This is a genomic window from Amycolatopsis sp. N2S4-7 (genome assembly GCF_058119595.1).
This window is the reverse complement of sequence record NZ_CP172299.1, coordinates 1,320,299-1,332,432: the sequence shown is the minus strand read 5'-3', so window position 1 is coordinate 1,332,432 and position 12,134 is coordinate 1,320,299. Positions and strand designations below refer to the sequence as shown.

Below are 12,134 nucleotides of genomic sequence, written 5' to 3'. Positions count from 1 at the left end.
GGCCCGGGCCGGGGGCGCTGCCACCCGGAACCCCCGAAAGCCTCGAAAGGTTCTCATGTCCGTGTTTCAAGGCGCTGCCGGGCTCAGCCGGCGTGGATTCCTGATCGGGGCCGGCGGGGTCGCCGCCGCCGCGGCGCTCACCGCGTGCGGCAGCGGCGGCGACAAGCCGGCGGCCGCGGCCTCCGGGCCGTGGGAGTTCACCGACGACCGCGGCCAGAAGGCGTCGCGCGACCAGCGCCCCGCCCGGGTCGTGGCCTACGTCAGCTCGGCCGCCGCGCTGTGGGACTACGGCGTCCGCCCGGTCGGCGTCTTCGGGCCGCAGAAGACCGCCGACGGCGCCAAGGAGATCCAGGCCGGCAACATCGACCTGGGCGCCGTCACGTCGATCGGCAACGCGTGGGACGACTTCAGCATGGAGAAGTTCGCCGCCACGAAGCCGGACCTGGTGATCACCGGGCTCACCGGCGCCAAGCCGACCGACCTGTGGGTGCTGAAGGACGACCTCGGCCCGAAGGTGCAGCAGATCGCACCGATCGTCGCGCTGTCGGAGTACAAGGTCACGCTGCCGAAGGTGATCGAGCGGTACGAGCAGCTCGCCGTCGCGCTGGGCGGCGACGCGAACTCCGCCGTCATCAAGCAGGGCAAGGACGACTTCCGGAAGGCCTCCGACGACCTGAAGGCGGCGATCAAGGCCAAGCCCGGCCTCAAGGTGCTCGTGGTGTCCAGCGACAAGGACAACCTGTACATCTGCAAGCCGGAGTTCTTCGCCGACCTCGCCTACTACCGCGACCTGGGCCTGGAGATCGTCAACGGCGGCGGCTCGGACGACTACTTCGAGACGCTCAGCTGGGAGCAGGCCGGCAAGTACCCGGCCGACCTGATCCTCACCGACAGCCGCACGTACGCGCTGACGCGCCGGCAGCTGGCGCAGATCCCGACGTGGGCGCAGCTGCCCGCGGTGAAGGCGAACCAGCTCGCCGACTGGTCGACCGAACCCCGGTTCAACCCGGTGCTCGCGGCCCCGGTCATCCGGAAGCTGACCGAGGTCGTCGCGGGCGCCCGCACGGACATCACCGCCTGAGGAGGCCTGGCATGACCAACCCGTTCGAAGACCCGTCCGGCACGTACCTGGTGCTGGTCAACGCCGAAAACCAGCACAGCCTGTGGCCCGAGTTCGTCGACGTCCCGGCCGGCTGGACGGTCGCCTTCGGCCCCGCAGGCCGCCAGGAGTGCCTGGACCACGTGGAAGCGAACTGGACGGACATGCGCCCCAAATCCCTGGCCGACGCCATGGACGCCTGACCATCCCACCCGACACGCCGGGAGCCTCACGGCTCCCGGCGTGTCGTCCGTCCAGGCACGCGAGCCGACCCTCCAGGCACGCGAGATGCCCCTCCTGTCACGCGAGATGCCCCTTCAATCACGCGAGATCCGCGTCCAATCACGCGAGTCACGCGCTCAATCACGTGAGTCCCGTGTTCCGGAAGGGACGACACGCGTGATCAGAGGGACGACACGCGTGATCAGAGGGACGACACGCGTGATCAGCGGGACGACACGGCGTCAGGTGCGCTGACCGGACCAGGCCGTCCAGAGCTTCGCGTACTCACCACCCGCGGCGACCAGCTCGTCGTGGGTTCCGGACTCCACCACGGCCCCCGCGTCCAGGACGACGATCCGGTCGGACGCCGCCGCCTGCGTCAGGCGGTGGGCGACGACCAACGCCGTGCGTCCCTCCAGCGCCGCCGCGGCCGCGGACTCCAGCACCCGCGAGCCCGCGCTGCCGGCCTCGGCCGTGGCCTCGTCGAGGATCGCGATCGGCGGGTCGGCCAGCACCAGCCGGACCAGGGCGAGCTGCTGCGCCTGCGTCACCGTCAGCTGGTGGCCGCCCTCACCGACCACTGTGGCCAGTCCGTCCGGGAGACTGTCCACCCAGGTCAGCGCGCCCACCTTCGCCAGCGCGGCCCGCAGTTCGGCGTCGGACGCCGACGGGCGCGCGAGCCGCAGGTCGTCGGCCAGTGACCCCGCGAAGACGTGGACCTCCTGGCTGATCAGCGCGACCGTGCGGCGCGTCGCCTCCGGGCCCAGCTCGTCGAGCGGGACGCCGCCGAGGGTGACCGATCCCGTGTCCGGGCGGTGGATCCCGGCGATCAGCTTGGCCAGGGTCGTCTTCCCGGCCCCGCTCGCCCCGACCAGCGCTACCCGCTCGCCGGGCGCGACGCCGAGGTCGATCTCCCGGAGCACCGGGTGACCGTCCACATAGGAATAACCGATCCCCGCGGTCTTGACCGACGCGTCGACCGGCCGCGCCGGCTGGGCGGGCGACGCCTCGGCGGGCAGGTCCGCGACGCCGATCAGGCGCGCGAGGCTGGCCGCGGCCGCCTGCGCGTCGTCGACCAGCGCCAGCGCGGTCGTGATCGGCCCGAAGAGGCTGTGGAAGTACAGGGCCGCCGCCGTCGCGACGCCGACCGTCACCGCGTCCGCCCCGACCAGCACGAACCCCGTCGCCAGCACCGCCGACAGCCCGACGAACTCCGCCAGGTTGAGCCGCGCGTAGAACCGCGTCACCAGCCGGATCCCGCGCAACGCGAGCGACACGGCCGCGTCGGACCGCTCCCGCACCCGCTCCAGGTGGCTGTCGGCCAGCCGGAACGCGCGGACGGTCTTCGCGCCGCCGATGGTGTCCAGCAGCTGCTGCTGTTGCGCCCCGACGGCCTCGCGTTGGCCGGCGTACAACGGCTTCGCGCGCGGGACGTACCAGCGCACGGTCCACAGCTGGATCGGCACGGCCACCAGCGCGGCCAGCAGGAACCGCCAGTCCAGCACGGCCAGCGCGCCCAGGGTGAGCACCACCGTCAGCACCGACCGGCCCAGTTCGGGCAGCGCCTGCCGGACGCCTTCCGCGACCACGGAAACGTCGTTCGTCACGCGGGCGGTGAGGTCGCCGGACCCGGCGCGCTCGAGCTGTTCGAGCGGCAGCCCGAGGGCCCGCTCGACGAACCGTTCGCGCAGCTCGGCCAGGATCGTCTCGCCCAGCCGCGCCACCAGTGACACGCCGATCGCGGTCGCGATCGCCTGCGCCACCGCGACGAGCACCAGCTCGGCCACGGGCGTGAGCAGCTCGGCCGCGGGGCGGCGCGTCGCGACCAGGTCGACCACCTGGCCGAGCAGGGGAGCGGTGAGCAGGCCGATCGCGGTGGCGGCGACGAGCATCGTGAACGCGGCCGCGGCGCGGCCCTTGGACCGGCTCAGGAGCTCGCCGAGGACGGCGCGGATCCGGCGGCCGCCGGCCACGGGGAGGAGTTCGCGGGTCATGACAGCACCGCCGCCCGGTAGTCGGCCCGGCCGGCGAGTTCGGCATGACTGCCTTCGCCCGCGATCCGCCCGTCGTCGAGCAGGACGACGCGGTCGGTCGCGGCCAGCAAGGCCGGGCTGGTGGTCACGAGGATGGTGGTCCGGCCGCGCCGGAGTTCGGCCAGGCCCGCGGCGATCCGGGCTTCGGTGACCGTGTCGACGGCGGTCGTCGGGTCGTGCAGCACCAGCACCGGCGCGTCGACGGACAGGGCCCGTGCCAGCGCGACCCGCTGGCGTTGGCCGCCGGACAGCGACCGCCCGCGTTCGGTGACCGCGGTCGCGACGCCGTCGGGCAGCGCGCTCGCCACCTCGTCGACGGCGGCCGCGGTCATCGCCTCGGCGGCGCGGGGCCCGGTCTCCACGTTCTCGGCGACGGTGCCGGCGAACAGATCCGCGTCGTGCGCGGCCACCAGCACCACCTCGCGCACCCGGGCCGGGTCCACAGTGGACAGGTCGACCGAGTCGACCGACACCGAGCCTGCCGAGGGGTCGGCGGCGCGGCCGAGGCAGTCGAGGAGGTCCGTCGCGGCGGCCGGATCGGTCGCGACCACGCCGAGCAGCTCGCCCGGCCGGGCCTCGAAGTCGACGTCGCGCAGCGCGCCGCGGCTCAGCGAAGACAGCCGCACGTGGCCGGCCGGCGGCGTGGGCAGCGTGGCGGTCCCGGCGCCGACGGCGGGCGGCGCGTTCAGCACGTCGGCGACGCGCCCGGCCGAGGCGCGGGCCTGGGCGAGTTCGCCGTTGACCCACGAGAAGATCGTGAACGGCGTGATGAGGTATTGCGCGAGCCCGACCGCAGCGACCAGGTCCCCGACGCTGATGTCGCCCGCCGCCGCGAGGTTGCCGCCGACGAGCGCGACCACGGCGATGAAGATCCCGGTCAGCGCGAGCAAAGCGCCGTTGTGCCAGGCCTGGGCGCGCGCCGCGCGCAGCGTCGCCCGCAGCGAGTCCTGGCTGGTCCGGCGGTAGCGGTCGACGGCGGCGCGCTCGGCGCCGACGCCCTTGAGCACGCGCAGCCCGGCGACGAGGTCGGTGGCGATGCCGGAGGCGAACGCGGACCGCTCCTGCTCGGCCTCGCTGCGGCGTTCGAGGGGTTTGCCGATCAGGTGCGCCAGGTACAGCATCGGCGGCGTGCCGAGCAGCACCAGCAGGCCGAGGGGGATGCTCATGGTGAGCAGCACGACGGCGCTGACCAGCAGCCCGGCCAGGCCGGCGACCCCGAACGGCAGGACGCCGTTGACCGTGCCGACCCGCTTCGCGTCCGACGTCCCGACGCTCACCAGTTCGCCCGCGAGGGTGCCGGAGTCGGCGACGCCGCCGGGGTGCAGCACCCGGCGTCCGACGTCGAGCCGCAGGTCGTGGGCCGCGCGTTCGGCAGCGCGCTCGCCGAAGCGGGCACCCAGGCGGTAACTGGTCGACAGCGCGGCGAAGAGCACCCCCAGCACCGCCAGCCAGACGACGAGCGTGCCTGCCGAGCCGCCCGCGACGGCCTGGTCGATCACCACGCCGATCACCACCGGCACCAGTGCCTCGCCGCCTTGGTGGCCCGCGGTCAGCAGCGCCGCCAGCGCCACCGATCGTCGTTGCCCGGCGATCGAACGGCGGAGGACTTCCCGTCCGGTCGTGCTCACCCGCGCCTCCCTGTCCTGTGCTGGGATAGGTAAGGCTAGTCTAAGTAAAGAAGTTACGGGAAGACGGTCGACTTCGTCTCACTTCGCGACGGCGGCCGGCTCGGGCTCCCCGAAACGGGCCAGCGCGAGCGCGGCGGCCACGGCGAGGACGAACCCGGCGACGGCGACCACGGCGAACCCCGGCCGCGTGCGGTCGCCGAGCACGAGCACGCCGATCAGGGACGGGATCACCGTCTCGCCGAGCACCATCATCGCGGTCGAGGTCGTGACGCTCCCGCGTTGCAACGCCGTCGCGTAGAACAGCATCGCCATCCCGCCCGCGACGGCGACGGTGTAGGTGGCGGGGTCGGTGAGCAGGTCCAGCGGCGCGAGGCTGGGGATGATCCGGCCGGCGGTGGCGACGACGCCGAAGCTCAGGCCGGCGACGAGCCCGAGCGCGGGCGTCCGCACGCGGCGGCTCGCCTTGCCCGCCGCGATCCCGGCTCCGGCCAGCACGACGACCGCGCCGATCAGGACGATCCGGAACCCGAGCCCGACCGGGTCCGAGCCCTCGCTTTCGGCGGCGGCACCGAGCAGTGCGAGTCCGGCGCACACGACGACCACGGCCACCCACTCCCGCTTGCCGAGCCGGACGCCGAGGAACCGCGCGGCGACGGCGGTCACGGCGAGGCTCGCGGCGAGCGCGGCCTGCACGACGAACAGCGGCAGCACGTGCAGCGCGACGATCTGCGCGACGAACCCGAGGACGTCCAGCACCAGGCCCAGCACGAACTTCCACTGGCCGAGCACGCGCACGAGCAGCTTCGGGTCGACGCCGTCGGCGCCGGTGTCCGTCGCCCGCGCGGCGACCGACTGCATCACCGAAGCCACCCCGTACGCGCATGCCGCGCCCAAGGCGCAGAGCAGTCCCCACCACATGCCGATCACTCTATGGCCGCCGGGGTGGTGCCCGTCTTCGCTGGGCGGATATTCCGCCGCGGGGGAGTTCACGCGGTTGTCCCCGCCCGCTCACTCGCCGGGTGGCCTCGCACCGGTCAGGCGCGCCTCGACCCGAAGGGCTCGAGCCCGGTGCCGGTTTTTGTCGGACCGGCGCGGTAGGTTGCCCTCATGTCGAACACGAGTTCGAAGACGCGCCGGAGCTGGCCGGGTCGCCTGGCCTTCGACGAGCTGCGCCTGTCCCTGGACTTCCTGCAGTTCCTCCGCGCCACGGCGGTGAACAAGCTGGCGGGCCTGAGCCCCCCGCAGGCGGCGGCGACGCCGTTGCCGTCGTCGCCGCGGATGAGCGCGCTGGGCGTGGTGAAGCACCTCACGGCGGTCGAGCGTTGGTGGCTGTGCATCGAGGCGGGCGGGGCGGACCTGCCGTCGCTGTGGGCGGGCACGCCCGACCCGAGCTGGAACCTGACCCCGGACGACACCCCCGCATCGGTGGTGGCCGCCTACAAGGCGGAGTGGGCGCGGGCGGAGAAGGCACTGAACGGGCTGGGCCCGGACGACCGCACCCGGCGCCGGTCGGAGTTCACGGTGCGCTGGGTGGTGGCCCACGTGGTGCAGGAGACGGCGCGGCACGTGGGGCATCTGGACGTGCTGCGTGAATTGGCGGACGGAGAGGTGGGCGAGTGAGGCGCGGGTGACCGGTTGGGGTGGCTGGGTCGCTGGGAGGCTCTGGCGGAAAGCCCGTAGCCGCGCTTCGGCCGCGAGAGTTCCGATGTAGCGCGATGGCACCGACGCCACAATGGACGGGGGTGGCCCGCCCCAACCGCGAGGGCGAGCCGACGAGCTGCCTCCTCATCCGCGGAAACCCGGGTGACGAGCCCGCTACCCTGGATCCGTGGCCGTCATCGCGGGAACCCGCCGATTTACCGGCCCCCTGGCCCTACACGGGTGCCAGCGGGGTTCCGGTGCCACGTCCGCGGCCGGCGCTGCCTGAACAGGCTCGCCGTCTCCACACACCTCCGACCGCCGTCACGGCCGTCGAACCGGTGTCGCCGCCCGCATCGCGCTGAACCTCGCCGAGGTGTCCGGGCCAGGGGGAGCAGTACCCCCACCCTCCCGTTCACCCCGGAGGTTCCGTCATGCCCGAAGCACTCACCCCCGCCCAGCTGATCCGTGACCTCGCCGTCCGGGATCTCGCGGATCCGGCCGGCGGGCCGCACGCCGTCCAGCTCGTCGTCGACCGGGCCGTCGCCGCCCTCGCCGGTGCTTGGCCCTGTGCCGTGCGGCGGTGGCCCGGCGACCGGATCGTCACCGTCGCCGACAACTACGACAACCTCGGCTACGACCCCGCCGACGTCACCCGCGACGCGCGCTACACCCGTTACGTCGACGCCGATCACGTGCTGCGCAGCCACTCCAGCGCCATGATCCCGGCGGCGCTGCGGGCACTGGCGGCGAGCCCGGCCGACGACGTCCTGCTCGTCTGCCCCGGCGTCGTCTACCGCCGCGACAGCATCGACCGCCTCTACAGCGGCACGCCGCACCAGCTCGACCTGTGGCGGATCACCCGCGGCCCCACCACCCGTCAGGACCTCGAGCAGATGGTGACCGCCCTGCTCGACGCGCTCCTGCCGGGACGGCGGTGGCGGCTCGAACCCCGCCGTCACCCGTACACAGTGGACGGTGCCCAGCTGGACGTCGAGCACGACGGCGGCTGGGTCGAGGTCGCCGAGTGCGGGCTCGCCCACCCGGCCGTCCTCGCCCGCGCCGGGCTCGGGGACGGCTGGTCCGGGCTCGCCCTCGGCCTGGGACTCGACCGGATGCTGATGCTGCTCAAGGGCATCCCGGACATCCGGCTGCTGCGCTCGGCCGAACCGGCGGTCGCCGCGCAGCTCACCGACCTCACGCCCTACCGGCCGGTGTCCGCCCTGCCGCCGGTGCGCCGCGACCTGTCGATCGCGGTCGCCGCCGACGACCGGGCCGAGGACCTCGGCGACCGTGTCCGGGACGCCCTCGGCGACGACGCCGACGTCGTCGAGTCGGTCGAGATCCGCCAGGAGACCCCCTGCGCGGAGCTGCCCCCGCGGGCGCGCGCCCGGCTCGGCGCCCGCCCGGACCAGAAGAACCTCCTGATCCGGCTGGTGCTCCGGCCGATGGGCGCGACGCTGTCGGACCACGAAGCCAACGTCCTGCGTGACCGCGTGTACGCCGCGCTGCACCGGGGGAGCGTCCACCAGTGGGCCGTCTCAGGCTCGGAGCCCCCGGATCGCGAGCGCGGCGAAGCGGCGGGAAGCCGCGACGCGGGCCGCCGGTGAGGCGGCCTGGATGCCGCTGTTGGCCATGAGCACGAGGATCACGTCGTCCAGGACGACGTCGGGGCGCAGGTGCCCGGCTTCGCGGGCCCGGCGGGTCAGCTCCGCGAGCGACTTCACCGCCCGTTCGCGGTCCGCGGTGAAGTCCAGGGCGCGCGGGAAGGCCGCCATGAAGGCCGCGGTGAAGCCTCGGTCGCGGGCGTGCAGCTCGAAGAGCTTCTCGACGACGACGGTGAAGCCGCGCCACGGATCCGGGTCGGCGAGCCCCTCGTCGACGATGGCGTAGCACGCGCGCATCTGGTCCGTGAACGCCGCGGTGACCAGCGTTTCCTTGGTCGGGAAGTGCCGGTACAGCGTGGCCGGGCCGACCCCGGCGCGCCGGGCGATCGTCCGCAGCGGCACGTTCAGGCCGTCGGTGGCGAACACCTCGCGGGCGGCGCCGAGGACGCGCTCGCGGTTGTCCCGGGCGTCGGAGCGCAGCAGGTGAGGCAATCGGTCGGGCACGCTCTCACTTTAGCCAACCGGACGCCGGCGTCCGTTACCGTCCGGCGTCGGAAGAGGCTCGACGAACACGGAGAGAACAGTGAAAGCGGTAGCGGTGCAAGCGTTCGGCGGCCCCGAGGGGCTCGCGGTCGTCGACCTCCCGGACCCGAGCCCGGGCGCGGGAGAGGTGCTGCTCACCACCGAGGCGATCGGTGTCGGTGGCGTCGACGTCCTGATCCGCAGCGGCGCCCTCGCCGCGTACGGCTTCGAGGACGGCCACATCCTGGGCGGCGAGGTCGCGGGCACGGTGACCGCGGCCGGGGACGGCGTCGACCCGGCGTGGACGGGCCGCCGCGTGTGGGGGTTCACCGGTGTGGGCGGCGGTTACGCGGAGCGGGCGATCGCCCCGGCCGAGACGCTCGTCCCGCTCCCGCCGGCCGTGTCGGCCGTCGACGCGGTCACGCTCGGCAGCTCCGGGGTGGTCGCCCGCTTCGGCCTCCGCCACGCCCGCTTCGCGCCCGGCGAGTCGGTGCTGGTGCGCGGCGCCGCCGGCGGCATCGGGATCATGGCGGTCCAGCTCGCGGCGCAGGGGGGCGCCGCGACGGTCGCGGTCACGACGTCGTCGGCCGAGCGCGGCGACCGTCTGCGCGAACTGGGGGCGACCCACGTCCTGGACCGCGCGGCGACGGGAACCGAGGGCTTCGACGTCATCATCGACGTCGTGGCCGGCGCGGCCCTGCCGTCGTTCTTCGCCAAGCTCAACCCGAACGGCCGCATGGTCGCCGTCGGCGCGATCGCGGGCGACCCGCCGGCGGGCTTCGGCCGGGAGCTGTTCACCCGGTTCCAGAAGTCGATGTCGTTCGCGACCTTCAGCGCGGACACGGTCCCCGTCTCCGAGCGGCGCGCCGCGATCGCCGAGCTGTTCGCCCGGCGCGCCGAGCTGGCGGCGGTCGTCCACGAAGTCCTGCCGCTGGAGCAGGCGGCGCTGGCGCACCGCAAAATGGACACCGGCGAGGTGTTCGGCCGGATCGTGCTGGTGCCGTCGGGGGCGGGAGGCGCCCCGTAAGGTGTGGCCATGGCAGATCGGCTCTACTTCCGGCAGCTCCTCGCCGGCCGCGACTTCGCCGTCGGGGATCCCGTCGCGACGCAGATGGTGAACTTCGCCTACCTGATCGGCGACCGGGAGACCGGGGACGCCGTGATCGTCGACCCGGCCTACGCGGTGCAGGACCTCCTCGGTGTCCTGGAGAACGACGGCATGCGGCTCACCGGCGTGCTCGCGACGCACCACCACCCCGACCACGTCGGCGGCGAAATGCTCGGCTTCTCGCTGCCCGGCATCGCCGAGCTGCTCGCGATCCAGCCGGTGCCCATCCACGTCAACGGCGCCGAGACCGAGTGGGTCCGCCGCGTCACCGGCGTCTCCGGCACCGACCTGCGCGCGCACGACCACGACGACGTCCTCGAGGTCGGGGCGATCCCGATCCGGCTGCTGCACACGCCCGGGCACACGCCGGGCAGCCAGTGCTTCCTGGTCGAGGACAAGCTCGTCTCGGGCGACACGCTGTTCCTGGAAGGCTGCGGCCGCACCGACTTCCCGGGCGGCGACGCCGAGGAGATCTACCGCAGCCTGCAGGCGCTCGCCGGCCTGGCCGGGGATCCGGTCGTCTACCCCGGCCACCAGTACTCGGCCGAGCCGTCGGCCGCGCTGTCGGAGGTCAAGCGCACGAACTTCGTCTACCGGCCGCGGTCGCTCGACGAATGGAAGGTCATGTTCGGCGGCTGAGCCAAGCCGTTCCACGGGCTGAAACGCCGCGATTTCACGGACTGGGCGCGCATTGACTTCGCCTGCCCGGGGCTCGAAGGTCGGGACCACGCAATCCGTGATCCCCCCGTCCCCCGGGAGAAATCCGTGTCGATTTCCACCACGGGCGTGCTGGCGCGCGCCCGAAAACCGGCCGAAGGGCCGCCGCGCAACGCCGTGCGGCGGCCCGATCTCCGGCGCTGGATCAGCCCGGTGGTGCTCGTCGCCGCCTGGCAGATCGCCGGCACCGCCGGCGTGCTGCCGCCCGACAAGCTCAGTTCACCGTGGACGGTCGTGCAGGCCGGTCTCGAGGTCGCGCGCAGCGGCGAACTCGGTGACGCCTTCGCCGTGTCACTCGGCCGCGTCGGCGCCGGGTTCGCCATCGGCGCCGTCGCCGGAGTCCTGCTCGGCATCGTCTCCGGGCTCTCGCGCTGGGGGGAGGCGCTGGTCGACCCGCCCGTCCAGATGCTGCGCACGTTGCCCTTCCTCGGCCTGATCCCGCTGTTCATCCTGTGGTTCGGCATCGGCGAGGAGACGAAGATCGTGCTGGTCGCGCTCGGCGTGGCCTTCCCGCTCTACCTCAACGTCCACTCGGGAATCCGCGGCGCCGACCCGGACCTCGTCGAAGCCTCGCGGGCCCTCGGGTTCACCCGCGCCGAACGGCTCTGGCACGTCGTCCTCCCCGGCGCGCTGCCCCAGGCGCTGGTGGGGCTGCGGCAGTCGCTCGGCCTCGCCTGGCTCGCGCTGATCGTCGGCGAAACGGTGAACGCCGACGCCGGGGTCGGGTACCTCATCAACAACGCGCGGGAGTTCCTGCGCACCGACGTCGTGGTCGTCGGCCTCGTCCTGTACGCCCTGCTCGGCCTGGTCACCGACGCGCTGGTCCGGCTGCTCGAACGGAAGGTGCTGCGGTGGCGAACCCGGTAGCCGAGGTCCGGGACCTCACGAAGCGGTTCGGCGACCGGACCGTCCTCAAGGGACTCGACCTGACCGTCGGGCGCGGCGAGTTCGTCGCCCTGCTGGGCCGCAGCGGCTCGGGCAAGTCGACGCTCCTGCGCGTGCTGGCCGGTCTCGACGGCGACGTCGAAGGCGGCGTGGCCGTCAGCGGGACGGTCTCGGTCGCCTTCCAGCAGCCCCGGCTGCTGCCGTGGCGGAAGGTCTGGCACAACGTCGTCCTCGGCCTGCGCCAGGACGGCGTCGCGAAGTCCCGCAACCGCGCGCTGGCCGAGAAGGCCCTGGCCGAGGTGCACCTGGCCGCGCACGCCGACGACTGGCCGCTCACGCTGTCCGGCGGCGAGGCCCAGCGCGTGTCGCTGGCCCGCGCGCTCGTGCGCGAACCCGGCCTGCTCCTGCTCGACGAGCCGTTCGGCGCCCTCGACGCGCTCACCCGGATCGCGATGCACGAGCTCGTCCGGGACCTCTGGCGGCGGCACCGGCCCGCGGTCCTGCTGGTGACCCACGACGTCGACGAAGCACTTCTGCTCGCCGACCGGGTCCTCGTCCTCGACGGCGGCCGGATCGTCGCCGAACACCGGCCGCGCGAAAGCGACGGCCACGACGACCTCCGCCGGCGCGTGCTGGCCGACCTGGGAGTGACCGAAGATGCTGTGGCGTAAGGGA

Annotated in this window: 12 protein-coding genes; 8 read left to right on the top strand and 4 right to left on the bottom strand. The window is 73.5% G+C overall.

The features are described 5' to 3' along the window. The first annotated feature begins 55 nt into the window (after nucleotides 1-55). Together ACH54P_RS06180 and ACH54P_RS06175 are read left to right on the top strand one after the other, a co-directional pair. Complete coding sequence (locus ACH54P_RS06180; protein ID WP_489911349.1) at nucleotides 56-1,081, top strand: ABC transporter substrate-binding protein; 1,026 nt, start codon at nucleotides 56-58, stop codon at nucleotides 1,079-1,081. A gap of 11 nt (nucleotides 1,082-1,092) precedes the next feature. After that, nucleotides 1,093-1,302: an MbtH family protein gene (locus ACH54P_RS06175; protein WP_489911348.1), complete on the top strand. Its 210-nt coding sequence runs from the start codon at nucleotides 1,093-1,095 to the stop codon at nucleotides 1,300-1,302. A gap of 261 nt (nucleotides 1,303-1,563) precedes the next feature. On the opposite strand, the gene ACH54P_RS06170 is transcribed toward ACH54P_RS06175, so the two are convergent. The 3 genes from ACH54P_RS06170 to ACH54P_RS06160 all read right to left on the bottom strand — a co-directional run bounded on the left by ACH54P_RS06170 (nucleotide 1,564) and on the right by ACH54P_RS06160 (nucleotide 5,900). Beyond that, entirely contained in the window at nucleotides 1,564-3,315 is a 1,752-nt protein-coding gene (locus ACH54P_RS06170) for an ABC transporter ATP-binding protein (protein ID WP_489911347.1), read from the bottom strand. Next, complete coding sequence (locus ACH54P_RS06165) at nucleotides 3,312-4,982, bottom strand: ABC transporter ATP-binding protein (protein WP_489911346.1); 1,671 nt, start codon at nucleotides 4,980-4,982, stop codon at nucleotides 3,312-3,314. Before ACH54P_RS06165 ends, ACH54P_RS06170 begins: the two co-directional genes overlap by 4 nt. 78 nt (nucleotides 4,983-5,060) lie before the next feature. Beyond that, nucleotides 5,061-5,900, bottom strand: a complete 840-nt coding sequence (locus ACH54P_RS06160) for a DMT family transporter (protein ID WP_489911345.1) — start codon at nucleotides 5,898-5,900, stop codon at nucleotides 5,061-5,063. A gap of 189 nt (nucleotides 5,901-6,089) precedes the next feature. On the opposite strand from ACH54P_RS06160, the gene ACH54P_RS06155 reads away from it, so the two are divergent. Then, nucleotides 6,090-6,602: a DinB family protein gene (locus ACH54P_RS06155; RefSeq protein WP_489911344.1), complete on the top strand. Its 513-nt coding sequence runs from the start codon at nucleotides 6,090-6,092 to the stop codon at nucleotides 6,600-6,602. A 452-nt stretch (nucleotides 6,603-7,054) separates the two neighbouring features. After that, nucleotides 7,055-8,230 carry a PheS-related mystery ligase SrmL gene (gene srmL, locus ACH54P_RS06150; protein WP_489911343.1) on the top strand — a complete coding sequence of 392 codons (1,176 nt, stop codon included), beginning with the start codon at nucleotides 7,055-7,057 and terminating at the stop codon, nucleotides 8,228-8,230. Here srmL and ACH54P_RS06145 read toward each other — a convergent pair. Continuing rightward, nucleotides 8,162-8,731, bottom strand: coding sequence for a TetR/AcrR family transcriptional regulator (locus tag ACH54P_RS06145; RefSeq protein ID WP_489911342.1), 570 nt, complete (start codon nucleotides 8,729-8,731; stop codon nucleotides 8,162-8,164). The two genes, srmL and ACH54P_RS06145, sit on opposite strands and share 69 nt — an antisense overlap. 79 nt (nucleotides 8,732-8,810) lie before the next feature. On the opposite strand from ACH54P_RS06145, the gene ACH54P_RS06140 reads away from it, so the two are divergent. The 4 genes from ACH54P_RS06140 (at nucleotide 8,811) to ACH54P_RS06125 (ending at nucleotide 12,130) form a co-directional block, all read left to right on the top strand. After that, nucleotides 8,811-9,776 (top strand): zinc-binding dehydrogenase, encoded by a 966-nt coding sequence (locus ACH54P_RS06140; protein WP_489911341.1) that lies wholly within the window; start codon nucleotides 8,811-8,813, stop codon nucleotides 9,774-9,776. A gap of 9 nt (nucleotides 9,777-9,785) precedes the next feature. Beyond that, nucleotides 9,786-10,496, top strand: a complete 711-nt coding sequence (locus ACH54P_RS06135; protein WP_489911340.1) for an MBL fold metallo-hydrolase — start codon at nucleotides 9,786-9,788, stop codon at nucleotides 10,494-10,496. Nucleotides 10,497-10,622: 126 nt separating this feature from the next. Beyond that, complete coding sequence (locus ACH54P_RS06130) at nucleotides 10,623-11,441, top strand: ABC transporter permease (protein WP_489911339.1); 819 nt, start codon at nucleotides 10,623-10,625, stop codon at nucleotides 11,439-11,441. Then, entirely contained in the window at nucleotides 11,426-12,130 is a 705-nt protein-coding gene (locus ACH54P_RS06125) for an ABC transporter ATP-binding protein (protein WP_489911338.1), read from the top strand. Before ACH54P_RS06130 ends, ACH54P_RS06125 begins: the two co-directional genes overlap by 16 nt. Nucleotides 12,131-12,134: the final 4 nt, after the last annotated feature.